Annotated in this window: 24 protein-coding genes; 7 read left to right on the top strand and 17 right to left on the bottom strand. The window is 61.4% G+C overall.

What is annotated here, in order from left to right:
* Positions 1 to 34 precede the first annotated feature (34 nt).
* The 13 genes from HNE05_RS09005 to HNE05_RS08945 all read right to left on the bottom strand — a co-directional run bounded on the left by HNE05_RS09005 (position 35) and on the right by HNE05_RS08945 (position 13,733).
* The gene (locus tag HNE05_RS09005; RefSeq protein ID WP_240008838.1) at positions 35 to 1,723 is read right to left on the bottom strand and encodes a flagellar hook-associated protein 3; all 1,689 of its coding nucleotides are present in this window, start codon (positions 1,721 to 1,723) and stop codon (positions 35 to 37) included.
* 15 nt (positions 1,724 to 1,738) lie between these two features.
* Complete coding sequence (gene flgK, locus HNE05_RS09000; RefSeq protein WP_173205868.1) at positions 1,739 to 3,802, bottom strand: flagellar hook-associated protein FlgK; 2,064 nt, start codon at positions 3,800 to 3,802, stop codon at positions 1,739 to 1,741.
* Positions 3,803 to 3,811: 9 nt separating this feature from the next.
* Positions 3,812 to 4,996, bottom strand: a complete 1,185-nt coding sequence (gene flgJ / locus HNE05_RS08995; protein WP_173205865.1) for a flagellar assembly peptidoglycan hydrolase FlgJ — start codon at positions 4,994 to 4,996, stop codon at positions 3,812 to 3,814.
* Positions 4,997 to 5,007: 11 nt separating this feature from the next.
* The gene (locus HNE05_RS08990) at positions 5,008 to 6,108 is read right to left on the bottom strand and encodes a flagellar basal body P-ring protein FlgI (protein ID WP_173205862.1); all 1,101 of its coding nucleotides are present in this window, start codon (positions 6,106 to 6,108) and stop codon (positions 5,008 to 5,010) included.
* Between the two features lie 13 nt (positions 6,109 to 6,121).
* Positions 6,122 to 6,835 carry a flagellar basal body L-ring protein FlgH gene (gene flgH, locus HNE05_RS08985; RefSeq protein WP_173205859.1) on the bottom strand — a complete coding sequence of 238 codons (714 nt, stop codon included), beginning with the start codon at positions 6,833 to 6,835 and terminating at the stop codon, positions 6,122 to 6,124.
* A gap of 64 nt (positions 6,836 to 6,899) precedes the next feature.
* Positions 6,900 to 7,685 carry a flagellar basal-body rod protein FlgG gene (gene flgG / locus HNE05_RS08980; RefSeq protein ID WP_173205856.1) on the bottom strand — a complete coding sequence of 262 codons (786 nt, stop codon included), beginning with the start codon at positions 7,683 to 7,685 and terminating at the stop codon, positions 6,900 to 6,902.
* 45 nt (positions 7,686 to 7,730) lie between these two features.
* Positions 7,731 to 8,474 (bottom strand): flagellar basal body rod protein FlgF, encoded by a 744-nt coding sequence (locus tag HNE05_RS08975; RefSeq protein ID WP_173205853.1) that lies wholly within the window; start codon positions 8,472 to 8,474, stop codon positions 7,731 to 7,733.
* Positions 8,475 to 8,677: 203 nt separating this feature from the next.
* Positions 8,678 to 10,081 (bottom strand): flagellar hook protein FlgE, encoded by a 1,404-nt coding sequence (gene flgE, locus HNE05_RS08970; protein WP_173205850.1) that lies wholly within the window; start codon positions 10,079 to 10,081, stop codon positions 8,678 to 8,680.
* A 44-nt stretch (positions 10,082 to 10,125) separates the two neighbouring features.
* Positions 10,126 to 10,794, bottom strand: a complete 669-nt coding sequence (flgD, locus tag HNE05_RS08965) for a flagellar hook assembly protein FlgD (RefSeq protein ID WP_173205847.1) — start codon at positions 10,792 to 10,794, stop codon at positions 10,126 to 10,128.
* A gap of 22 nt (positions 10,795 to 10,816) precedes the next feature.
* Positions 10,817 to 11,260: a flagellar basal body rod protein FlgC gene (gene flgC / locus HNE05_RS08960; protein ID WP_160079313.1), complete on the bottom strand. Its 444-nt coding sequence runs from the start codon at positions 11,258 to 11,260 to the stop codon at positions 10,817 to 10,819.
* Between the two features lie 14 nt (positions 11,261 to 11,274).
* On the bottom strand, positions 11,275 to 11,682 hold the full coding sequence (flgB, locus tag HNE05_RS08955; protein WP_173205843.1) for a flagellar basal body rod protein FlgB: 408 nt from the start codon (positions 11,680 to 11,682) through the stop codon (positions 11,275 to 11,277).
* A 246-nt stretch (positions 11,683 to 11,928) separates the two neighbouring features.
* On the bottom strand, positions 11,929 to 12,756 hold the full coding sequence (gene cheR / locus HNE05_RS08950; RefSeq protein ID WP_173205840.1) for a protein-glutamate O-methyltransferase CheR: 828 nt from the start codon (positions 12,754 to 12,756) through the stop codon (positions 11,929 to 11,931).
* Between the two features lie 44 nt (positions 12,757 to 12,800).
* Positions 12,801 to 13,733: a chemotaxis protein CheV gene (locus HNE05_RS08945; protein ID WP_173205836.1), complete on the bottom strand. Its 933-nt coding sequence runs from the start codon at positions 13,731 to 13,733 to the stop codon at positions 12,801 to 12,803.
* A gap of 80 nt (positions 13,734 to 13,813) precedes the next feature.
* Here HNE05_RS08945 and flgA point away from each other — a divergent pair, with 80 nt between their 5' ends.
* The 4 genes from flgA (at position 13,814) to HNE05_RS08925 (ending at position 16,383) form a co-directional block, all read left to right on the top strand.
* Positions 13,814 to 14,572: a flagellar basal body P-ring formation chaperone FlgA gene (gene flgA / locus HNE05_RS08940; RefSeq protein WP_173205833.1), complete on the top strand. Its 759-nt coding sequence runs from the start codon at positions 13,814 to 13,816 to the stop codon at positions 14,570 to 14,572.
* 132 nt (positions 14,573 to 14,704) lie between these two features.
* On the top strand, positions 14,705 to 15,043 hold the full coding sequence (gene flgM / locus HNE05_RS08935) for a flagellar biosynthesis anti-sigma factor FlgM (RefSeq protein ID WP_173205830.1): 339 nt from the start codon (positions 14,705 to 14,707) through the stop codon (positions 15,041 to 15,043).
* Between the two features lie 49 nt (positions 15,044 to 15,092).
* Positions 15,093 to 15,560, top strand: a complete 468-nt coding sequence (locus HNE05_RS08930) for a flagella synthesis protein FlgN (RefSeq protein ID WP_173205827.1) — start codon at positions 15,093 to 15,095, stop codon at positions 15,558 to 15,560.
* An 85-nt stretch (positions 15,561 to 15,645) separates the two neighbouring features.
* A complete protein-coding gene (locus HNE05_RS08925) occupies positions 15,646 to 16,383 on the top strand; it encodes a flagellar brake protein (RefSeq protein ID WP_173205824.1) in 738 nt (245 codons plus the stop codon).
* Between the two features lie 31 nt (positions 16,384 to 16,414).
* Here the strand turns inward: HNE05_RS08925 and HNE05_RS08920 are convergent, their stop codons facing one another.
* From HNE05_RS08920 to HNE05_RS08910, 3 genes are all read right to left on the bottom strand, one after another.
* Positions 16,415 to 17,758, bottom strand: coding sequence for a glutamine synthetase family protein (locus tag HNE05_RS08920; protein WP_173205821.1), 1,344 nt, complete (start codon positions 17,756 to 17,758; stop codon positions 16,415 to 16,417).
* Between the two features lie 100 nt (positions 17,759 to 17,858).
* Positions 17,859 to 18,095: a glutaredoxin family protein gene (locus HNE05_RS08915; RefSeq protein ID WP_173205818.1), complete on the bottom strand. Its 237-nt coding sequence runs from the start codon at positions 18,093 to 18,095 to the stop codon at positions 17,859 to 17,861.
* A 46-nt stretch (positions 18,096 to 18,141) separates the two neighbouring features.
* The gene (locus HNE05_RS08910) at positions 18,142 to 19,287 is read right to left on the bottom strand and encodes a DUF5610 domain-containing protein (RefSeq protein ID WP_173205815.1); all 1,146 of its coding nucleotides are present in this window, start codon (positions 19,285 to 19,287) and stop codon (positions 18,142 to 18,144) included.
* Between the two features lie 168 nt (positions 19,288 to 19,455).
* Between HNE05_RS08910 and HNE05_RS08905 the strand changes: the two genes are divergently transcribed.
* Positions 19,456 to 21,417, top strand: a complete 1,962-nt coding sequence (locus HNE05_RS08905) for a monovalent cation:proton antiporter family protein (RefSeq protein ID WP_173205812.1) — start codon at positions 19,456 to 19,458, stop codon at positions 21,415 to 21,417.
* Between the two features lies 1 nt (position 21,418).
* On the opposite strand, the gene HNE05_RS08900 is transcribed toward HNE05_RS08905, so the two are convergent.
* On the bottom strand, positions 21,419 to 21,976 hold the full coding sequence (locus HNE05_RS08900) for a TetR/AcrR family transcriptional regulator (protein WP_173205809.1): 558 nt from the start codon (positions 21,974 to 21,976) through the stop codon (positions 21,419 to 21,421).
* Positions 21,977 to 22,093: 117 nt separating this feature from the next.
* On the opposite strand from HNE05_RS08900, the gene HNE05_RS08895 reads away from it, so the two are divergent.
* Both HNE05_RS08895 and HNE05_RS08890 read left to right on the top strand, forming a co-directional pair.
* Complete coding sequence (locus HNE05_RS08895) at positions 22,094 to 22,960, top strand: MBL fold metallo-hydrolase (RefSeq protein WP_173205806.1); 867 nt, start codon at positions 22,094 to 22,096, stop codon at positions 22,958 to 22,960.
* A gap of 105 nt (positions 22,961 to 23,065) precedes the next feature.
* On the top strand, positions 23,066 to 24,343 hold the full coding sequence (locus tag HNE05_RS08890; protein ID WP_173205803.1) for an OprD family porin: 1,278 nt from the start codon (positions 23,066 to 23,068) through the stop codon (positions 24,341 to 24,343).
* The last annotated feature ends 92 nt before the right edge of the window (positions 24,344 to 24,435 follow it).

The following is a 24,435-nucleotide window of genomic DNA, read 5'->3' as shown; positions in this document are numbered from 1 at the left end:
TGAGGCCCAGCCAAGACAGATACGGCGATGTGTATCAGCGCAACTGGTTGAACAGATTGAGCCCGGAGATCTTCACATAGCTCTGCTGCGCAGCTTCCAGAATCACGGTCTGGAAAGACAGCCGGGAAAGCGCCTCGGCATAGTCCAGCTCACTCAGCTCGGCCTGGACTGCCTTGTTGACCAGGGTGACGTCTTCATTGTCGACCTCGGTGGAGTCAACCAGATTCAGGCGGGCACCGATCTCGGTCTGCACTTCCAGGACCTGGCCGATGCCGTTGTCCAGGTTGGTCAAGGCAATGGCCACCTCATCGCGGATCGCCAGGTTGCCAACCGTGGTGGTCGGTGACGACTCCAACGCCTGGCGTAACCGGGAAATGCTGTTGAGAATGCTGCGCTTTTCCTGGAACTGCGGCTGCACGCCGAACTCGTCACCGGCAGCCGCCGCCGCACTCAGACTGAAGTCCACACCGAAGACGCTGACCGTTGCCGGATACGGCCCAGGAGCCGAACCGGTGGCGATCGGCGTACTGCTCGGCCCAACCGGTTGTGAGTAGACGTCGTAGTCAGTGGCGTTGGTAAAGCGCAACACCACACCCGAGGTCGGGAACTGCGAGTTGAAGACGGCCTGGTTGCTGATGGTACCGCCGCTGATCACGGCCGTGGACGGGTTGGTCGAGGCGCGTGTCACCGCGAACTCGGTAGGCGCCGACTCCAGGGTGAAGCTGTGCGTGCCGATGCCCGGAGAGCCCGCCACGGCAGGCGGCTGGATATCCGCCAGGAGGTTATCCAGGTCCTGTTCGTTATCGCCCTCCTGCAGCACCACGTCCAGCTGGAAACGCATGCCACGGAAGTTGATCACGTTGCCACCATTGGCCAGCGGATCGATCACCCCACCACCCGGAACCTCCGAGGTTACATCCGCCCCGGCGGCGTCATAGATGCGGAACTCATTGCCGCTGACAAAGGCCAGGGAATAAGGCTCGCCCGCCCGGAAGGTGCTGTTGAAGGCATCGTTATCATTGACCAGCCCCGTCGACATGAAGACGCGCTGATCGGCACTGGCGACCGGCGGAATCGTCGTCGCCGGCAATGGCGGCACCTGACCAGCCAGAGCGGCATTGTCGATACCCCCGGTACTCAGCACACGGTTGGCGTTGGTCACATCCTCGAACAGGCGCTTGCCGTTGTCGTTGATTGCGACTGTGGTCGAACTGGCGACCTGCAGGCTGCGCTGCCCTTCGTCACCGAAATACGAGTAGGTGCCATCCGGATTGCGCACGAAAGGCTCGGTCTTGCCGAGGAAACCGGCAAACAGGTACTCACCGCGGGCGTCACGGCTGTTCATCAGGTTGAGCAGTTCACCCTCGCGCTCTTCCAGTTCCTTGGCGATCGACTGCCGATCCTCCGCCGACAGGGCACCGCCACCGGCCTGTACGGCCAGCTCGCGGATACGCTGCAGCACCGTATTGACGGAGTTGAGGGTGGTCTCTTCCTGGGTCAGGCTGTTCTTGGCCGCAGTCAGGTTTTCCTTGTACTGCCCGAGCAACGACTGTTGCTGCTGCAACTGCAACAGGCGCACCGAAGCCACCGGGTCGTCGGCCGGAGTCAGGATGCGCTTGCCGCTGCTGATCTGCTCCTGGGTGCGGATGACATTGGAATAGTTGCGGCCAATGCCGTTGACACCGTTATTGAAAGCCTGGATGGAAGAGATACGCATGACCATGATGGCTGTCCGGCTTTAGAAGGTGTTGATAAGGGTATCGAACAAGGACCGCGCGACTTGAATGATCTGCGCCGAAGCCTGGTAGTACTGTTCGAATTGAATCAGCTTTGCCGCTTCCTCATCCAGGTTCACCGCCGATACCGAATCGCGGTTGTCGGTCGCCTGCTTGAGGATTGAGGTAGTCGCCTCGCCATCGACCCGCGCCTGGCTGGTCAGGGTGCCGACCCGCTCGACCAGGTCACCGTAGGTATCAGTAAAACTCGTACCGGTGGTTGCCGGGAAGTTCGGATCGATACCGACCGTCGTCTTGTTCTGCAGATCCGCCAGTTTCAGCGCATTGCGGTTGTCGGATACGCCATTGGTGTTGAACGAGATGGTGAAGTTGTCCCCCGTCTCCGGGCGGCCGCTGATGGTGAAGTCGAAGGTGAAATCATCCGGCGCAATACCGGCGGTAATCTGTTGGGTGTTGTTCTGCCCCGGCACGATGGTGTTGCTGCTGAGCACCGCACCGGTGGTATCGACCACATCGTAGTCGGTGGTCGAGGTGAACACGATACGCAGCGGCGGCGCGGTACGCAGGCTGTTCTCCAGGCCGGCCTGGGCCACCGGATCGTAGATATTGATCTGAGTGATCAGGCTCGGTTGGGTAATGGTGCCATTGCCGATATTGGCCGGGCTGGTTTCTGCCTTCAGCGGCGAGGCGAACGCCAACTCCTGGGCGTTGGTCAGGTCGGAGCGAATGTAGCTGCCTTCGTTGCGGGTCGGCATGATGCGGAACTTGTCGCCGGCCGCGAAGGTGCCGGCTGCCACATTCATCGAGAAGCCATCGAAGATCAGCGGCGTGCCGCTGGTGATGTCGTAGGGTGCCGGCGCCGCCACCAGCGGGGTATCCGGATCGGCATCGTCGTCATAGAGGGCAGAAACCATCTGCCCGTCAGAAATGCGGCGCACCGTGTACTCGGTGGCACTGGTGAACTCCACTTCATAATCGCTGGTGGTCAGCGTGGTGGTGTCCTCGATAAGCACGTTCAGGTTGGCCGTGCCATCGCTGTTGCCAACCCGCGCCAGGCTGCGCTGGGTCAAAAGGGTCGGGTCATTGATGTCGCGAAACAGCGGCTCGCCAAAGTTGCCCTTGAGATCGAGCCCCTGCCCCAGCTGGGTATTGATCTGGTCGGCAACGGACAGCGCCAGGCGCCCCACCGAATTCAGCGTCTCGTCGAGCACGTCTTCGCGGTAGCGAATCAGCCCGCCCATCTCGCCACCGGTGATCAGCGAGGTGATGCCCTGGCGCGAGTTGCCGCTGATGAACTCGACTTCACTGCGCAGGGGGTCCGCCTGCCCTTGCACTACAGCCAGTTGCGAGGCAGTAGAACCCACTACCAGCGGCTGGCCGGAGCCAATGAACAGGTTGTAGGTATTGTCATCCTGCGGCACCACGGTGACACCGATGAACTCTGAAAGCTGGCGCACCGCCTCTTCGCGGGCATCCAGCAGGTCGTTCGGCTGCTGGCCATTGGCACCTGCGACGGCGATGGCATCGTTGTAGCCGGCAATCGAGTTGGCCAACTGGTTGACCTGATCAGTCACGGCCTCGAGCTGTTTGTTGATGAACGCATTCTGCTCATACAGGCGGTCATAAATCGTATTGAACCGCTTGGCCAGGCCTTCGGACTCGGACAGCACCAACTGCCGCGCCGGGATGTTGGCCGGGTCTTCCGCCGCCGTCTGCAACGCCGCGAAGACCCTTTGCAGCCCCGGCGTGATGCCGGTGGTGCTGCCGGCCAGCAGCGAGTCAAGTTGGTTAATTTGACTCAGGTAGGCGTTCACGTCGCTGTTCAGCGCCGTGCTGGTACGCACCTGGGTGGTGAGGAACTCGTTGTAGATACGCCGCACGTCGACCAGCGTGGTACCCGAACCGATGTAGCCGGCACCACTGAACTGCGGGACGCGCGTGGCCTGGATCGTGTCCTGTCGGGAAAACCCAGGCGTATTGACGTTGGTGATGTTGTGGCCGGTGACCGCCAGCGAAGTCTTGTTCGCCGAAAGCCCGGACAGGCCAATACTCAGTAGGTCAGCCATAACTCAGCCTCAGGTCCTCGTGGTCGAGCTGTCGACGGCAGCTACAGCTTGATAGGTCTGCATCTTGCGGGCGATCTGGTTAATCTTGCGGGCGTACTGCGGGTCGGTGGCATAACCGGCCTTTTGCAGCTCGCGCACGAAGCTTTCCGGGTTGTCCGTAGACGCCAGTGCTTCCTGATAACGGCCGTTACCCTGCAGGAAGCTCACATAGTCGTTGAAGCTGTGCTGGAAGGATTCGTAGGTACGGAACGACGCCGCTTCCTTGACCGCCTCCCCGCCCTTGTACTCGGTGGTCAGCACCCGCGCCGAATCGCCCTGCCAGCCGCCATGAGCCTTGATGCCGAACAGGTTGTGACTGCTGCTGCCATCCTGCTGGCGAATGATCGACTTGCCCCAGCCAGTTTCCAGCGCGGCCTGGGCCACCAGGTAGCGAGCATCGACGCCAATCTTCTGCGCGGCCTCTTCAGCCATCGGCAGCATGGTGGCGATGAACTCTTCGGCCGAACGGAACGCCGACTTACCCGGCGCCAGCGGCGGCTGGGCGATACGCCGACCACTGATGGCATCGCTATCTGCCAGCTTCAGCGTCTCACCCTTGGCTACCTTGCCGGTTTGCCCAACCAGCCAGTCGGCGCCCGCCAGGGGCTGCGCCTCGGCCTCGGCGCTGGCCGGGACGATGCCAGCCAGCAGGCGATCGGTGAGCTTGCTCGGCAGGCTCAGGCGACGCTGATTGAGCATTGAGGTGTCATCACGCCCAGACGCTGCCGCCTCGTTGTTGAAACCTTGGGCCGTGGCGCTCGCAGACGCCTGCTCGGCAACCTGGGCGAAGGGATTCGGGCGGGCCTTGTCGCCGCCTTTCATCTTCGACAGCTGGCGCTCCAGCACATCGGCCAGACCGATACCGCCACCACTTTTCGACATGGTCACGGCCAACTGCTGGTCGTGCATGTCCTGGTAGGTCTTGCTCTCGTTGCTGTTCATGAAGTTGCCTTCGGCGAACACCGCGTTCGCCGAGCGCATGGCCTTCATCATCTCGTTGAGGAACAGCGACTCGAACTCCTGCGCCACCTTCTTGATGTTGCCATCGCTGTCGCCGCCGACCTTGAACTGGTTGAGCCGGTTCAGGTCGGTGTAGGCGCCGCTGTCGTAGGGTTTGCCGCTGACCAGGCCGGCGGCTGCAAGTTTGGAATCCATGGCCGCCTCCTTTAGATCACGATCAGGTCAGCCTGGAGTGCGCCGGCTTGCTTGAGCGCCTCGAGGATGGCCATCAGGTCGGAAGGTGCGGCGCCTACTTCGTTCACCGCACGGACAATTTCATCCAGGGTGGTGCCGGGGCCGAACTTGAACATCGGCTTGGCTTCCTGCACGGCATCCACCTTGGAGTTCGGCACCACCGCCGTTTGCCCGCCGGAGAAGGCCTCGGGCTGACTGACAATGGGGTCTTCGCTGATGGTCACGGTCAGGCTACCGTGGGTCACCGCAGCCGGCTGTACGCGCACGTTCTGGCCGATGACGATGGTGCCGGTGCGCGAGTTGATGATGACCTTGGCCACCGCCTGCCCCGCCTCCACTTCGATGTTTTCCAGCACCGACAGGTAATCCACGCGCTGATTGGGGTCCAGCGGCGCACTGACGCGAACCGAACCACCATCGATGGCCTGCGCTACGCCTGGGCCGAGCAGACCGTTGATCTGGTCGACGATATTCTTCGCCGTGGTGAAGTCCGGGCGGTTGAGGTTGAGCGTCAGGCTGTTGCCCTGCTCGAAGCCACTCGGCACCGGCCGCTCCACCGTGGCGCCGGCAGGAATACGTCCGGCGGACGGAACGTTGACGGTAATGCGCGAGCCATCGGCGCCGCCGGCATCGAAACCGCCTACAACCAGATTGCCCTGGGCTACGGCGTAGACGTTACCGTCGATACCCTTCAGTGGCGCCAGCAGCAGGCTGCCGCCGCGCAGGCTCTTGGAGTTGCCGATCGAGGAAATGGTTACGTCGATGGTCTGCCCCGGCTTGGCAAACGGCGGTAGCTCGGCGTGGATGGACACCGCGGCAACGTTCTTCAGCTGCACGTTACCGCCACCCGCCGGCACCTTGATGCCGAACTGCGCCAGCATGTTGTTGAAGGTCTGCAGGGTGAACGGCGTTTGCGTGGTCTGGTCACCGGTACCGTTGAGGCCGACCACCAGGCCGTAGCCGATCAACTGGTTGGCGCGCACGCCCTGGATGCTGGCCAGGTCCTTCAGGCGCTCGGCCTGCACGGTGCTGGCGGCAAGCAGCAGGCAGAGGGCGGAAATCAGTCGCTTCATGATCGATACCTGGTCAGAACGGGAACAGCGGGTTCATGAAGAAACGATCGAACCAACCCGGCTGGCTGGCATCGGCAAAGGTGCCGGTGCCTGAGTAGGTGATCCGGGCATTGGCCACGCGGGTCGAGGATACGGTGTTGTCGGTGGCGATATCGTCAGCGCGGATCAGGCCGGCGATGCGTACCAGCTCATCGCCGGTATTCAGGGTCAGCCACTTCTCGCCACGCACGGCGAGGATGCCGTTGGGCAGCACTTCAGCGACGGTTACGGTGATCGAACCGGACAGGCTGTTGCTCTGGTCCGCGGCGCTGTCGCCTTCAGTCTCGCGGGTGCCGCTGTAGCTGGCATCCAGACTGAGCCTGGCAGCATCGAGTGGATTCAAGCCACTGCTGGGGTTATCAACGGACACTCCGCCGCCAAACAAAGACGTCAATCCGAGACTGGTGGTGCTGTCCTTGGACATATTCGAGCCAGCCGACTTGCTCGCCTGGGTCCGCTCGCTGAGGCTGATGGTGATGATGTCGCCCACACGATAGGCCTTGCGGTCGTCATACAGATTGGTTTCGAAACCCGCCTGATAGATCGCGCCGCTGGTTTGCGCAGCCGGCAGCGGGGTGCGCGGCAGCACCGGGGCATAGTAGGGATCGTCCGGCTTCGGTGGTGGCGACACACAGCCGCTCAGGGCGGTGGCGCTCAGCACGGTAAGAAGAATCATCAGCCGGTTCATAACCACTACCTCACGGCGTTCTTGTTGCTTTAGACGCTTGCCGAGCCAGGCCCGGAAACGCGTGTTAAAGATTCTGGGTAATAAAGGACAGCATCTGGTCGGAGGTGGAGATGACCTTGGAGTTCATCTCGTAGGCACGTTGGGTGGTGATCATGTTCACCAGCTCCTCGACCACGCTGACGTTGGAGTTTTCCAGGGTGTTCTGCAGCATCACGCCGAGACCGGTCAGGCCTGGGGTACCGACTTGCGGCGCGCCGCTTGCCGCAGTTTCCAGGAACAGGTTGTTGCCGATGGACTGCAGACCCGCCGGGTTGACGAAGTCGGCAGTCTGGATATTGCCGATCACCTGCGCCGCCGGGTTGCCGAAGGTGGTGACCGAGACAGTGCCATCCTCGCCCACGGTAAAGGTCTGCACCTCGGCCGGCAGGACGATGGCCGGCTCCAGGGCTAAGCCCTGGCTGGTAACAATCTGGCCATCGGCGTCCAGGTGGAAACTGCCGTCACGACTGTAGGACACGGTGCCATCCGGCAGCAGAACCTGGAAGAAACCACGGCCATTGATGGCCATGTCGAGCGGCTGCTCGGTGGTCTGCAGGCTGCCCTGGGTATGGATCTTCTGGGTGCCGGCAATCCGCACACCGGTACCCAGTTGCAGGCCGGTAGGCAGCTCGCTGTCCTGGCTGGACTGGCCACCGGGCTGGCGACGGATCTGGTAGAGCAGGTCCTCGAACTCGGCGCGATCGCGCTTGAACCCGGTGGTCGAGACGTTCGCCAGGTTGTTGGAAATGGTCGTCAGGTTCATGTCCTGAGCGGACAGGCCGGTTTTGCTGACCCAGAGTGCCGGAAGCATAGTGTTCTCCTCGAGTGCCGGTTTTACGGCACTTCGCGTTGGTAATTAGCTGAGTTGCATGACCCGTGCCATGGCGGTAGCGCCTTCTTCGGCGGTACGCATCATCTTCACGTGCAGTTCGAATTGGCGAGACAGCGAGAGGATCGCCGTCATCTCTTCCACGGCATTGACGTTGCTCGCTTCGAGGAAACCGGAAGTCATGCGCACGTTGGCATCGGCCAGCTGTGGCTGGGTGGCGTCCTTGACGCGGATCAGGCCATCGGTGCCCTTCTCCATGTTCTGCAGGTCCGGTTTGACCAGCTTGATGCGGTCAACCTCGGCCATCACGCTCGGCGCCTCGCCGAGGGCGCGGATGCTGATGGTGCCATCCTGACCGATCTCCACCTTCTGCTCCGGCGGCACGGCAATCGGCCCGCCATTGCCGAGAACCGGCAAACCATTGCCGGTGCGCAGCTGGCCCAGGGCATCGATCTGCAGGCTGGCGGTACGTATGTAGGCTTCGCTGCCATCGGCAGACTGCACGGCGATCCAGCCCTGGCCATCGACTGCGACATCCAGCTCGCGTCCGGTCTCCTGCAGGGTGCCCGGCGTGAAGTCGGTGCCGGGGCGCTCGCTCATGGCGAACACCCGCGCCGGGTAGCTCTCGCCGAACACCGGCATGGAACGCGCCTGCTCGAAGTCGCGTTGAAAGCCATTGGTGGAAATGTTCGCCAGGTTGTTGGCGTGGGCACGCTGGGCCAGGGTGTTCTGGCTGGCACCGGTCATGGCGACGTACAGCATCTTGTCCATGGTGTTCTCCGAGGGTCGGCGCTTGCCGCTCGCTACTCTGTTGCAAGCTATTCAGCAAACGCCGTGCCACACTCGAAAAACAATCGTATATATCTGATAACAAAGGAATTATTAAAAGCAAAAAGGCTCCCGAAGGAGCCTCTATTGAAGACAGACGGCGACGGCTTGCCGCTGGCGGCAAGCCGTCGCCCGAGCCACATCGATCAACGCAGGTTGATGATGGTCTGGGTGATGGCGCTTTCGGTCTCGATGGTCTTGGCGTTGGCCTGGTAGTTGCGCTGCGCCACGATCAGGTTGACCAACTGATCCGACAGCTCGACGTTGGAGTCTTCCAGCGCGCCGGACTGCAGGGCGCCCAGGGTGCCCGTGCGCGGCGTACCAATGACCGGCTCGCCGGAGGCAAAGGACTGCACCCAGGCAGTCTTGCCTACCGGCGTCAGCCCTTGCATGTTGGCGAAGCTGGCCAGTATCACCTGCCCTTGAACGGTGGACTGACCGTTGGTGTAGCGAGCGAAGATCACGCCCGTATCGTCGATCTCCAGACCGGACAGCTGGCCAGTGGTGAAGCCATTCTGACTGACGCTGCTGACGGAAAAGGCACTGGCATTCTGGGTCGTGCCGCGCGGATCGAAGGTGATGTTGTCGGTACTGCCCAGGGCACCGTTCCAGACAAAGCCGGTAGGTGAAGCACCGGTGGTATCGACAGTGGCCGGAATCCAGCCGTCACCCGCCGCACCCGTGGTATCGGAGAGGAAGGTGATTTCGTTGGTCAGCGGGTCAATCGAATAACCGGTGCCTGCAGTGCCGCCCACGGTGTCGGTAATGGTGCTCAACTGCCCCGAAGTATCGAACGCCACGTTGAAGGACATCGGCGTGTTGGCCGCGTCCTGCGGATCGAGCGGGTTGAGGCCATCGATCAGCACATGCATGACCCAGGTGTTCTGCCCGCCGGAGACCGCAGTGGCATCGTCCTTGACGAAGTACTGGGTCATCACGTGGGAGTTGCCCTGGCTGTCATAGATATTCAGCGAGGTCGACGAGTTGTAGGTCAGCGGATCGGACGGGTCAAAGGTCGGCGCCGCCGAGGTACCGGCATTGCCTGGGCGCACATTGGTCGAGTTGAGGTTGAACACCTGAGTAATCGACGAAGTCGCCTGTGGCTGCTGACTGGCTGTCTGGATACGCAGGTCATCCACCACGCCATTCTGCAGATTGCCATTGGCATCCACGGTATAACCCTGCAGGCGATAGCCGAAGTTGTTGACCATGTAGCCGTCGCGATCGGTGCCGAAGTAACCGGCACGGGTGTAGCTGATCTCGCCATTGTTGCTGGTCTGGAAGAAGCCGTTGCCGTTGATGGCCAAGTCCAGGGAGTTCTGCGTGTAGTTGATGTTGCCCTGGTTGAACAGCTGCGACACATCGCCCAGCAGCACGCCACTGCCCTGCGGGTTGGAGCCGCTGCCCAGCACCGAGGCGGCATACACGTCGGCAAACTCTGCCCGCGACTGTTTGAAACCCGCCGTGCCGGCGTTGGCAATGTTGTTACCGGTGACGTTGAGGTCACTGGTGGCCGCGCGCAAGCCGCTGAGACCGATATTGAAACCCATGGAAGACTCCTTTGCCGTTACTGCCGGCGCTTACGATCTGTGCGTTATTGACCGATCATCTGGACCTGCGACAGCGGCACGCTGCCCAGACCAGCGAGGTTGAGTAACATTTCACCACCGTTCTGACCGAGGGTGACGCTATCGACGTTGGCCGGCAGCAGGGTGTAGAGCCCCTTGGTGCCATCGGCATAGCTGGCCTGCGCCTCGAACTTGTAGGTGCCAGGCGGCATGACCTTGCCGCTGGCATCCTTGCCGTCCCACATGAAGGTGACACTGCCGGCCGCCTGCTGGCCCAGGTTGATCCGATTCACGCTGGCGCCTGCGCTGTCATAGACGTTGACGTAGACGTTGCTGCTGGTGACCGGCAGAACCAGGCTGGCCTTGAAGGTTTCCGCGGTATCCACCACGGCCTTGTCGGTCGGCACTATCACCTTGTGCCCGACCAACGACGAAGCCTGCAGAGCCTGCGAGGACTGATAGCCGGACAGCAGCGAGCCCATGCTGGTGTTGAGCTTCTCGATGCCCTCGACCTGGCTGAACTGCGCCAACTGGGCGATGAACTCGCTGTTGCCCTGCGGCTCCAGCGGATTCTGGTTATTCAACTGAGCCACCAGCAGATTAAGGAACTCGTTCTTGCCAAGCTCCTTGTTTTGGGTGGTGTCCTGCTTGATCTGGTATTGATCCAGGGCCGAACTGACGCCACTAACGCTCATGGTCTTGCTCCTCGTTCGCGGCTTACTGGCCCAGGGTCAGTACGCGCTGCATCATCTGCTTGGCGGTATTCATCATTTCCACGTTGGTCTGGAAGGCGCGACTGGCAGAAATCATGTCGGCCATCTCCTCGACCACGTTGACGTTCGGGTAGTACACGTAACCTTTTTCATCGGCTGCCGGATGGTTCGGCTCGTAGCGCGGCATCAGGCTGCTCTGGTCCTCGACAATGCCCAGCACCTGCACGCCGCGCCCTGCTTCGTCCTGGTCGGCAAACAGCGAACCACGGTCGCCCTGCATGCTCGACTCGAACATGGTGGCGAATACCGGGTGGCGCGCACGGTAGGTCTGGTTGATGCTGGAAGACACCGTCTCGGCGTTGGCAATGTTGCTGGAGATGGTGTTCAGGCGAGTGCTCTGCGCGCTCATGCCGGTTCCGGCAATGTTGAAGACACTGGCAAGTGACATGTTAGGTATCTCCCTTATTCGCCGCGCAGGGCGCCGACCAGCCCTTTGAATTTGCTGTTGAGCAGGGTGAAGCTGGCCTGGAACTGCACCGCATTCTCGGCGTAGCTGGCTTGCTCCTGCTGCATGTCGACGGTGTTCTGATCGATGGACGGGTGGAACGGGGTACGGAAGCGCAAGGCCGGGTCGGCCAGTTCGATGCCCGCAGCCGAAATGTGCTGACTGTCGGTACGGCTGAGACCGACCTGCTTGCGCGAGGTTTTGTCATTCTGCTCAGCCAGCACGGCGGCGAAGTCCAGATCGCGGGCTCGGTAGTTCGGCGTATCGCCGTTGGCGATATTGTTGGCCAGCACCTCGGCGCGCTGGGCGCGAAAGCCGAGTGCCTTTTCATGGATGCCGAGTGCGTTGTCGAAACTGATGCTCATGACCTTGAACCTTTGCCGTTAGGCGATCTGGTGGTGCCGTGCCAGATATTTAGCAAAGGCTATGCCAATATTTATTTCCCTTATTTATCAATAAATTAGAATAAATATGGCAATCAAAAGAGCGGCAAGCGGCAAAGCTTTTCCGCTATGGGCAAGGCAAGCGGCAATCCCGGACAGATCATTTGCCGCTCAAACGAAAACGGGAGGCCACTGGCCTCCCGCTTGCTTCCCGCTACCACTCCGCTGCTATTTCACCTTGTAGATGATCCCCGGACTGCATTGCACCATCTGATACAGATCCGGCAGAGCATTCAACGCCTCGGACGCACCGAGGAACAGATAGCCCCCTGGCTTCAGCGTGGCATGGATGCGCGTGAGGATGTCCTTCTTCACCTCGGCGGAGAAGTAGATCAGCACGTTGCGGCAGAACACGATGTCGAACTTGCCCAGTGCCGCATAGCTTTCCAGCAGGTTTAGCGGGCGGAACTCCACGCGACTCTTGATCGGTGCCTTGATGGCCCAGCGTCCCGGACCTTTAGGGTCGAAATAGCGCTGCAGACGCTCCTGCGACAACCCGCGGCCCATTGCCAGACTGTCGTATTCACCCGACTTGCAGTTGGTCAGCATCGATGGTGACAGATCGGTAGCGACAATCTGCACACCCGCCTTGAGCTGCCCCAGGTTGCTCTTCTCGAACTCATCGATGGTCATCGACAACGAGTAAGGCTCCTGCCCAGAAGAACAGGCTGCCGACCAGATGCGCAGACGCTGGTTCGGCGAGGCCTTGATCATCTCCGGCAAGACCCTGTTCTTCAGTACTTCGAAGGGGTAGGTATCACGGAACCACAGGGTTTCGTTGGTGGTCATGGCATCCACGACCTGCTCGCGCAGGCCACCGCGCGGCTGCGTCTGCATTTTCTGCACAAGCTCGCCAAGCGTCTTGATGCCTTGCTGTTCCATCAGCTTGTTGAGACGGCTGGAAACCAGGTACTGCTTATTGCTACCCAGCAAAATACCGCACGCCTTCTCCAGGAAGGTCCGGAACTGCTCGAAATCCAAATTGCCTGAAGACACTAATGCCGCCTCACCATACATAGTTACTACCGAAGGCAGCGCCCTCAGCCCCCATCTGCGACACGGATGCGTTCAACCACACGGGAAGCCAGGTCATCCGGCCGGAACTTCGCCAGGAAGTCATCCGCCCCCACCTTCTTGACCATCGCCTGATTGAACACACCGGACAGCGAAGTATGCAGAATCACATGCAGCTTCTGCATCCTTGGATCGGCACGAATCTCCGCCGTCAGGGTATAGCCGTCCATTTCCGGCATCTCGATATCGGAAATCAGCATGAGAAATTCTTTCTCCGGCTGCTTGCCCTCGTCGACCAGCTTGCGCAGGTAATCATAGGCCTGTCGCCCGTCATTGAGCGCGACCACTTCGACACCGATGCTTTCCAGGCAACGGGACACCTGCTTGCGTGCCACCGAGGAGTCATCACAGATCAAGACACGCAGCGACACCGCCTTGGCCTGAGTTTCGACATCCACCACACCCACGGAAATGGCTTCGGACATGGGCGCGACTTCGGCGAGGATTTTCTCCACGTCGATAATTTCCACCAACTGATTGTCCACGCGCGTCACTGCCGTCAGGTAATGGTCGCGCCCGGTACCCTTGGGTGGCGGATGAATTTCTTCCCAGTTCATGTTGACGATGCGCTCGACCGAACGCACCAGGAATCCCTGAACTTTAGTGTTGTACTCAGTGATGATGACGAAACTGTTCTTCAGGTCATCCAACCCGGCACGTCCGGTCGCCATGGACAGATCCATGATCGGGATAGTGCCGCCGCGGATATTGGCAACACCGCGCACCACCCGACTGGACTTGGGCATGATGGTGAGCTTGGGGCATTGCAGCACCTCCTTCACCTTGAATACGTTGATCCCATACAACTGCTGCCCCTCAAGACGGAACAGCAGCAACTCCAATCGATTCTGCCCGACTAACTGAGTACGTTGGTTAACCGAGTCCAATACTCCGGCCATGCCCAGACTCCTTTTATTGTATGTAACCGGACGCCTTGCTCTAGCGTAGCAGGCGGCACGAGCCTTGCTTTGCAGTCAGCATGAACGCGATAACGACACTTTTCCGACACCTGATGGCAAAACGCCGCACTCTTGCTGGAGTTTTACCTGCTTTGTGCCTGCTCGGCTACAGCTCGCTGCAGGCCGGGTCATACACGCTACCTGAAGAACTTATCGGCGCCAGCGAAGGCTTTCTTGAGTTCACCGTAGAAGACTATTTAGAGCGTAGCGAAATCCAGGCGCGTTATGAGATTCGTATCAATCCGCTCGACCCACGGCTACGCCTGGCAGCTTGCGACAGTGATTTGACGCAAACATTGGAAAGCCCAGCGCAGCCGGTGGGTCGCGTTACCGTCAAAGTCAGTTGCGAAGGCAGTTCACCCTGGACGGTATTCGTCCCCGCCCAGGTGCGCCTGTTCCGCCCAATCGTCGTGGCCACCCGCCCCCTCAAGCGCGATCAAGTACTGGAACCGGCGGACGTGAGCATGATGGAACAGGACATCGGACCTCTCAGCCGAGGCTATCTGACCGACGCCGCGCAGGCCATCGGCAAAAAACTGACACGCCCCCTGCAGGCCGATCAGGTTTTGACCCCTACGACCCTGGAAGTGGCTGAGTCGATTCGCCGTGGCGATCAGGTTGTGATCACCGCACGTAGTGGTACGATCAGCGTACGCATGCCTGGCGAAGCCCTCTCCGATGGGGTTCTCGGCGAGCAGATCAACATTCGTAACCAGCGCTCGCAACGCACTGTCAGGGCGCGTGTAGTGGGGCCCGGACAGGTTGAGGTAGAGATGTAGGCATGATTCTTGTAGCGCTATTGGCCAAGGGTTTCCTACACTGTTAAAAAACGCACACAAAGCACCCTAAAGTTTCGACGGGTCCAGCCGACAAGCTTGGCAAGCGTCCAGATACCGTCCGAGGTTTGAATCATGGTTATCGACTTCAACCGGCTGAACAATGCCACCACACCCGCCAATGCAGGGCGGACCGGTAGCACCCAGTCCAGCGGCCGTAACGAAGCCGTAAACAATCAGCCCACCGCCCTGCCGACTGCTGAAGAGCAGGCCAGCACGGCGAAAACCGGCGAGTCCGTACAGCTCAGCCGCGAGGCTCAGCAGTTGCAAAAAGTCAGCGACAAGCTGCGCGACCTGCCGACCGTCGATAAAGAACGCGTGGCCAAACTCAAGCAAGCGATTGCCGAGGGCAGCTACCAGGTCGACAACCAGCGCGTTGCCGGCAAACTGCTCGATTTCGAATCCCAGCGCTAGTCCAAGGGCTGCGCTGGGGAGACTGGACGCCCAATCCCCAGAGCCAGCGATGCACGACACCAATCTGCTCCAACTTGTCACCGAGGATATCGACAGCGCCCAGCAGCTGCTTGAGCTGATCGATGCCGAATACCAGGCCCTGGGTCAACGCGACCTGTCCCGCCTGCAGGAAATCCTCGCCAGCAAACTCCCACTGCTTAGCCTCCTGGATCAGCACAGCACCGCGCGCAGCAAAATTCTGCTCGATCAGCAGCTGAGCGCAGATCGCGCAGGCCTGCAGGCCCTGGCAGCACGCAGCCCGGATGGTGAGATACTGCTTGCCCGCAGCGACGCACTGAATCAGCTCCTGTCCAACTGCCGCGACGCCAACCAGCGCAACGGCCGCGTCATACGTGCCAATCAGGCCTCACTGACCAGCGTGCTCGGCATTTTGCGCGGCGGCGAGACACCGGGCCTCTATGACAGCCGTGGCGGGGCCGCTAGAATCGGCCAGCAGCGCCCGCTCAGCCAAGCCTGAACTAACGATTCAGTACGGCAGGACATACCGGCAATATGCCAGTATTCTACTGCCGCAATAATTTGTGCCTGGAGATTTTTGGACCGTGTCCAATGCATTCAACGAGGAAGATGGCCCACAACCTCCCAAGGTGCTCACCGCGCCCCTGGAAGTCTTTGCCAACCTGCGCCTGCTGCAACAGAGCCACGACCCGCTGATCATCACGTTCAAGGATCGCAGCCAGCGCTTTCAGAGCTATCTGATCGAGGTGAATCGCGAGCGCGGCGTACTGGCCTTCGACGAACTGGTGCCAAATGACGGCGAACGGTTTTTCGCTGCCGGCGAGACCTTTCACGTCGAAGCCCTCCACGACGGCGTGCGGATTGCCTGGGAATGCGAAGACCCGGTAAAGATTGGTGACCTACAAGGTGCCCGCTGTTACTGGGGGCATCTGCCAGAGCGGATCATCTACCATCAGCGGCGCAATGCATTCCGTGCCCACCTCAGCGCCGGCCAACTGCTCAGCGTAGAACTATCCGGCAGCAAGCTGACGCCAGCCCTCAAGGGGCAGGTACTGGATATCTCCGCCACCGGCTGCAAACTGCGCTTCCAGGGCGACATCACTTCACGCCTGCAACCGGGCCAGGTGTATGAAGGCTTGCGCATACAATTGCCGTTCGGCGCGATGACCACCTCGGCAGAGTTGCGTCACCTGTACTTCGATGAAAAAACCGGCATGAGCTTCACCGGCATGCGCTTCTACCGCATGAGCGGCCTGGAGCAACGCCAGGTTGAACGTTTCGTCTACCAGCTGCAGCGCGAGGCCCGCCGCAGCGACGATTAGCGGCTCTGCGCGCAGAGCCGCCAAGCGCGAACTAAACCTGCCCCGCCAGCACGCGACGCTCCCACGGGGTTATCTCATCGAGGAAGCTGCTCAGCTCCAGCGTCTTGCTGGCGATATAGCCCTCGATGAACTCCTGACCAAACCACTCCCGCGCCAACTGACTGCCTTGCAGGCGCACCAGTGCCGCATGCAGGGTGCACGGCAGGCTCTGCCCTTCCGGTACCTCGAACTCCCCCTGAATCGGCGCAGTCGGCTGCACCTGCTCGCGCAGGCCATGCAGCCCGGCAGCCAGGCTTGCCGCCAAGGCCAGGTAGGGGTTGGCATCCGCACCCGGCAGACGGTTCTCCACCCGCCGCGCCACCGGTGCGCTGGCCGGGATGCGCAAACCCGCCGCACGGTTGTCATTCGACCAGCAGGCGTTGTTCGGTGACGCGTAGGGGTGACAGAAACGCTGGTAGGAGTTCACGTTGGGCGCAAAAAGCAGGGCAAACTCGGCCAGCGCTGCCTGCTGCCCGCCAATGAAGTGATAGAACGCTGGTGTCGCCTCGCCGACGGCATCGGTGAAGATATTCCGCCCCGCCACCTGCTCGACCACACTCTGGTGAATATGCATCGAGCTGCCGGGCGTATGCGCCAGCGGCTTGGCCATGAACACCACATTGAGGCCATGCTTGAGCCCTACTTCGCGCAGCAGGTGCTTGAACAGGAAGGTCTGATCGGCGATCAGCAAGGCATCGCCATGCAGCAGATTGATCTCGAACTGACTGACGCCCATTTCATGCATGAAGGTATCGCGCGGCAACCCCAGGGCCGCCATGCTGCTGTAGACCTCATCGAGGAACGGCCGCAACCCGTTGGCAGATGACACACTGAACGCAGAGCAGCCGCTCTCGCGGCACCCATCCAGGCCCACGGGCGGCTGAAAAGGCTGACAGGGGTCGCTGTGCTTGTCGAAGATGAAAAACTCCAGCTCGGTAGCCACCACAGGCTCCCAGCCGTGCTCGGCATACGCCGCCAGGACTCGCTTGAGCAGGCCGCGGGTAGACAAGCCGGAGCTGCGTCCATCCAGCTCGTCCGCATCACAGATCGCCATGGCCCTTGGCGGATTGCTCCAGGGCAAGCAGAACACCCGCTCCGGCGCGCTACTGAGCTGCAGGTCGCCATCATCACTGCCGTAGAAGCGTGCGGGCGGGTAACCGCCCATGATGCACTGCAGCAACACCCCACGGGCCAGCTGCAGCCGACGCCCTTCGAGAAAACCCTCGGCTGTCATGACCTTGCCTCGCGGCACGCCATTCAGGTCCGGGGTTACACATTCAACTTCGTTGATGCCGGTCAAGCGCTCTAGGAGCGAACTGCAGCCGTCGGTGGTCATGACTCTGGTCCTTGTTATTCACGGGGCGTGTGTACTGCACTGCGTACAAAATACGCATCACCCGTTTTAAATATCAAGCACACAAGTGACCACGACAGAGCTAACGCAGGAAGTGCGCCACCTGCTCGGCCTCGAATGGCCAATCCAGCTCGGCGCCGTTGTCGCAGCGGCGCAACACGGGGATACGCAGACCATAGTCTTCGACCCAGTCTTCGCGATCGGCGATATCCACCAGCTCGACCAGCAGGCCGTGTTCAACGAAAGGCATCAGCACTGCTTCTGCCACCTCACAGAGGTGGCAGCCCAGGGTGCCGAAAAGTTGGCATTCGGGAATCATGGCAGGTGTCTCTTGCAGCACTCAGAGCTGCAAGTTTACACCGCCATCAGGCAACGACGGGGTCGGCCTCAGGCGACAGAAGGCCTTGCAGGCCATCCAGCAAGCGCTCATTGAGCGCCTTGGCCTTGTCCAGCAGGGACTCGCCGAAACGTTCGTCGAGGCTGAAACCACCGTCGAGCAACTGCTGCAGAGTGCCCTTGGCATCGTCAGCAATCTCGTTAGCGCTGCGCAAGGCATCCAGCAGACCCTGGGCGTAATCGACCAGCGCACCGTTGACTGCGCTGGCGGGCTGGCCACCCTGCTCGGCCACGGCACTGTAGGCATCGGTAGCCTGGCGCACACTGGTCTGGGTCAGGCTCAGAGACATCGAGGCCAATTGCGTGCCATCCATGTCCAGCTGCATGGCCCGATCGAAAGCACCGGCGAGATCGCCCGCGTAAAACTTGCTGGACAGGTCCTGTACCTGACCGAACAGATCCTCCAGGGCTGCACGCTCTTCAGCATCCAGCTCGCCCTCGACTGTCACCTGCCAGGCCCCGATCTGCATGCTACCGGACTGGTTGCTGGCCACCAGCGCAGAACCGTTGCCATTGCTCGCCGCGGCTACACTCGTCTGCGACCAGCTGGCCGATGCCTGGGCGATGGAAATACTCAGTCGATCACCGTCACGGGTGGTCACCTGCATATCGAAGGTTTCCGCCATAGCAGCGAAACGCTCGCTGTAACCCGCCACCGCCACGGCACCGCCGCTATTGGCGGCCGGGGTGGACAGCAGCCCGTCCTGCAGGCCCTGCAAACCGGCCTGGATCTTGTCGTAGGTCGTATCGATATCTTCGGCGACCTGACCTTGCAGCACGCCCATCCCCTCGAGAATCTTGCGCGCCTCGGCAAAGCCCTTTTCCACACCTTCGCGGGCCTGGTCGAGCACGGCTTGCAGCTCCTGCGGGTCTGCGCCCGCAGCTGCTTCGCGCTTCAGACGCTGGTCGATGAAGCCGATGACCCGCTCCGTCACCTTGTCTGGGCTGAAATCATCACGCTTGCCATTCAGCGCCCCTGGCTGCAGGCCCAGGCGTTCGGCAAGACGATTGGCCAGCGTGTTCTGCGCATTATTAGCCGCAGAGCGCGAGCCGGACTGGTTATTCAGCGGCGAAGAGCCGGAGAAAGAGGGTGACAGCGAGGCCAGACCATTCATGGCGGTGTACCGGTGTAGGACATTCAATCCGTTGACGGCCCGGCAGAAGAAAACTTGAGCCGCCCGCGACAAACGGTCTGGCTTGCCCTGGATCAACAGACGCGGCTGTTGTCATGGACGCCGACCAATGGCTTGGGCATGCTCGCTGGCAACCAAGGGAGAAGTATCTTGTTCGCCGACCTGCTGATCATTCTCGCCTGCTCACTGGTGGTTATCGCCCTGTTTCGCCGCCTGCGCCTGCCACCAGTACTCGGCTATCTGTGTGTCGGCTTGCTGATCGGGCCGACAGCATTGAACTGGATCAGTCACTCGCAAGACCTGCCCCGCCTGGCCGAACTGGGCGTAGTGTTCCTGTTGTTCACCCTGGGCTTGGAGTTTTCCCTGCCGCGCATGCTCGCCCTGCGCCATACCGTGTTCGGCCTGGGCAGCGCGCAGGTGCTGCTGTGTGGCGCCGCCTTGAGTGGCACGCTGTATCTGTTCGGCCTTTCAGCGGCCATTGCAGGGCTGCTGGGGCTGGGCCTGGCGCTGTCATCCACGGCCATCGTCAGCAAGGAGCTGAGCAGCCTGGGTGAGATATTCAGCGGCCACGGGCAGAACGCGATCGGCGTGCTGCTGTTCCAGGACCTGGTTGCCGTACTGCTGCTGACCCTGGTGCCCGCCATCGCCGGTAGCAGTGACGATCCCTGGTACTGGGCCCTGCCGCTGACCCTGGGCAAGACCGCCCTGCTCTTTTTCGGCCTGTTGCTGGCCAGTCGCTGGCTGCTGCCGAAGTTGTTCCACGAAGTCGCCGAGGCTCATTCGGCGGAACTCTTCGTCATGCTGGCCCTGGTCATCGTCCTGCTGACTGCCTGGCTCACCCACCTGCTCGGGCTGTCCATGGCACTCGGCGCCTTTCTCGCTGGCATGCTGCTCGGTGAGAGCCATTATCGCCACCAGATCGAAGCGGATATCCGCCCCTTCCGCGACATCCTCCTCGGTCTGTTTTTCGTCAGCGTGGGCATGCTGATTGATCTGCGCCTGTTCGCCGAGCATGGCTGGACAATTCTCGGCGTGACCCTCAGCCTGCTGGCCATCAAAGGTCTGCTGATCGCAGCACTGGTCAAGCTACGCGGTGAGGATGGCGAAACCGCCTGGCGCACAGGACTGTCCCTGGCCCAGGCTGGCGAACTCTTCTTCGCCCTGGTTGCCCTCATGCATCAGGTAAAACTGCTGGATGAGCGCAGTGGCAGCCTGCTCCTGGCCGCCGCCTTCTGCTCGATGGCACTCACGCCCCTGCTCATGCGCAGCGCCCCGCTGCTAGCCAGGCGCCTGCACGCCGGCACGAGCCGGCAAAGCCAGATCGAAGAAATCGCCCGCAGTAGCAGCGAACTCCGCGGCCACGTAGTGATCTGCGGCTATGGCCGGGTTGGCCAGTCGATTGCGCGCTTTCTGCAGCGCGAGCATCTGCCGTTTATCGCCCTCGATGACGACCCGGTACGCGTCGAGGAAGCCTGTGCCGGTGAGGAGAACGTGCACTACGGCGACTCACGCCGCCGCGAACTGCTCGAAGCGGTCGACATCGCCCGGGCGCGCCTGGTGGTGGTGGCGGTAGACAAGGCTGACGCGGCCCTGGCGATAGTCGAGCAGGTACGCCTGCAATGCGCCACCTTGCCGATTCTGGTGCGCACCCGCGACGACAGCCGGCTGGCAGAACTGCAGGCCGCGGGCGCCACCGAAGTGGTGCCGGAAGTCCTGGAGTCGAGCCTGATGCTGGCCTCCCACGCCCTGGTACTGCTGGGCGTAGCCGAGCATCGGGTACAGATGCACATGGATGAAGTGCGCCGCAGCCGCTATCGCCTGCTGCACGGCTTCTATCATGGCGCCCAGGCCAACCTGCTGGATGCCCAGGGTCAACCACGGGTGCTGCTGCATGCGGTAAACCTGCCGACCAGTGCCCATGGCTGCGGCCAGCACCTGCAAAGCCTGGCCTTGGAAGCACTGGGCCTGGAAGTACAGGCCGTACGCCGCGATGGCAACAACCTGTCACTAGACAGCGACCCGCTACTGCAGGAAGGCGATGCGGTACTGCTCTCTGGCCCGCTGCAGGCGATCGAAGCCGGAGAGTCGCGTCTGCTGGGCGGAAACGATTGAATCAGGCGCCGGCAAGAGCGAGCAGCGCCTCGGCAGCGGCCTTGGCCTCCTGCGCCTGATCAGCCGGACCCTGCAGGTGCGCCATGCTCAAGGCGCCCTCCAGCAGGAACTGCAACTGATTGGCCAGTTGCTGTGGCTGAGCAACCGCCATGGCCTGTAGCAATTGCCGGAAGTGGTCGGCAAATTCCGCTTTGACCTGCGCCGCCTGGCGGTGAATGGGATGCTCGCGCGCCTGGAACTCGGCCGCCGCGTTGATGAAGCTGCAGCCGCAGAAATCCTCCTGATGGATCCAGGCATGCAGGCCATCGAAGGTCGCCAGTAGCGCCTCACGCGGCGGCAGGTTGAGGCGCAGCGCCTGCAACTGCTCGAGCATCACCTGCTGGCGCGCAGCCAGCACAGCCAGAATCAGCTCATCCTTGGAGCGGAAGTGCTTGTACAGGGTCATCTTCGCCACCCCGGACTCGGCCAGAATTCGATCAATGCCGGTGGCGTGATAGCCCACCCGATAGAACAGCTCTTGGGCGGTAGTGATCAATTGCTCGCGTTTGCTCGATGCCAAGCGCAGTTCCTCCGAGGGCAAAAAGATAATGCTGGAATATACAGACCTGTCTATCTATTATCCAGCACAAGCGCTCACCCGCTGCCCCTGCAAATCGCCCCGCACAAGGAATCCAACATGCGTGCCCTGGCCATTCTCCTGCTCAGCAGTCTCAGCCTCATCAGCCTTCCTACGCATGCCGCCGGCCTGCGCTTTGCCCTGGTCAAGACCGCCGAGACCGAAACCCGCGACGCCTTCACCATCGAAGACGGTGCCTGGGGCGAGAAGGTGATCGCCAACCATGTTGCCGTGCTGATCGAACATCACGCCGCCACCCTGCTGCTCGATACCTCGCTCGGCCGCCAGGTCGACCAGCAGTTCGACGCGGAAATGCCCTGGTGGGACAAGCCCTTGCTGCAGTACGGCACGGTCACCCCCGTGCGCGATCAGATCGAGCGCGACGGCATCCGCATCGACCGCATCCTGCTCACCCACACCCACTGGGACCATGCCTCCGGCCTGGCCGACTTCCCGGAAGTGCCGGTCTGGGCACCCTATGAAGAGATCGAGTTCAGTCAGATTTCCACCCCGCCGGCCGTATTGCCCAGCCAGTTCAAACACCCGATCAAGTGGGTACCGTTCACCTTCGCTGCCCATCCGTTCATGGGCTTCGAGCAGAGCCACGACCTGTTCGGTGACGGCAGCCTGGTGCTGGTTCCGCTGACCGGCCATACCCCCGGCTCGGTCGGCCTGTTCCTCACCCTGGACGACGGCCGCCGCTTCTTTTTCACCGGCGATGCCAGCTGGCGCCTGGAAGGCTTCACCGGGCCCAAGGAGAAATTCTGGATCAGCCGCCGCATGGTGGATAACGATCGCGAGGGCACCCGCGCGCAACTGGAAAAAGTCCACCAGCTGTTGCAGCGCGAACCCAACCTGCAGGTGATCCCCGCTCACGATGAAGCCGTGCAGCGCAAACTCGGTTACTACCCGCAGTGGGTGGAGTGACTCGACCAAGGTCTAAAGGTCGCCAAGGTTACGAAATGTTTTAGTCGCCTCGCTGCAACAGGACGGTTATCCGCCCTGCCACCACCAGCCGAGGAAACAATAACAATGAGCACGTCCCCACTCGCCCGCGCCGTGGCCCTCGCCACCCTAGGCACCAGCCTCACCCTGCCAGGCCTGGCCCAAGCCGCCTTCATCGACGACAGCAAGGCCAGCCTGGAACTGCGCAATTTCTACATGAATCGCGACTTCCGCCAGGAAGGCGGCAATGCCAGCAACGGCCACTCCAAGGCCGAGGAATGGGCACAGGGCTTCCTCCTGCGCTACGAGTCCGGTTTCACCGAAGGCACTGTCGGCTTTGGTGTCGACGCCATCGGCACACTGGGCCTGCAACTCGACTCTGGCCAGGGCACCAGCGGCACCGGGCTGCTGCAACTGGATCGCGATACCGGCCAGGCCCAGGACAGCTACGGCGACCTGGGTGCGACAGCGAAGATCCGCGTCTCGAAGAGCACGCTCAAGGCCGGCACCCTGATGCCCAAGCTGCCAACCGTGCAAGCCAACGACTCGCGCCTGCTGCCGCAAAGCTTCCAAGGTGGCTGGCTGAATTCCATGGAGATCGATGGCCTGACCTTCGACGGCGGCCAGCTGAGCCGGGTCAACCAACGCGATTCCTCCGACCATGAAGTGATGACCCTGACCAGCGGCACCGCTCGCGGCTTCACCGGCATCAGCGGGGTCACCAGCGACGAGTTCAACTTTGCCGGCCTGAGCTACAAGTGGAACGACCAGCTGACCACCGCCTACAACTACGGTGCTCTGGACAACCTCTACCAGCAGCACATCGTCAACGCCACCCACCTGCTGCCACTGGCTGACAAACAGAGCCTGAAGACTGACCTGCGCTTCGCCCGCTCCACTGACGACGGCAGCAGCAACGTCGACAACCAAGCCTTCGGCGCGATGTTCACCTACGCCTTGGGCTTCCACAGCTTTGGCCTGGGCTACCAGAAAATGAGCGGCGACACCGGCTACGCCTACATCGGCGGTACCGATCCGTTCCTGGTCAACTATGTGCAGATCGGCGACTTCGCCTTCAAGGACGAAAAGTCCTGGCAAGCCCGCTACGACTACAACTTTGCCGGCCTCGGCATCCCCGGACTGACCTTCATGACGCGCTACCTCAACGGCGACAACGTCGACCGCGGTGCCGGCCTCGCCGAGGGCAAGGAATGGGAGCGCAACACCGACATCGCCTACGTGATCCAGGACGGGCCGCTGAAGAACGTCGGCATCAAATGGCGCAACGCCACGACCCGCTCCAACTTCGGCAACGATCTGGACGAGAATCGCCTGATCCTCAGCTATGTGTTGCCGCTCTGGTAGAACCCCTTAGCCCGGATGCAATCCGGGAATCCGGCCACTCCGCCCCGGTTTGTATCCGAGCGAGCAACCCCATGAAAAAGCCCGCCAATTGG

Source organism: Pseudomonas campi (genome assembly GCF_013200955.2).
Lineage (GTDB): Bacteria > Pseudomonadota > Gammaproteobacteria > Pseudomonadales > Pseudomonadaceae > Aquipseudomonas > Aquipseudomonas campi.
This window is presented reverse-complemented; position numbering and strand designations above follow the sequence as displayed.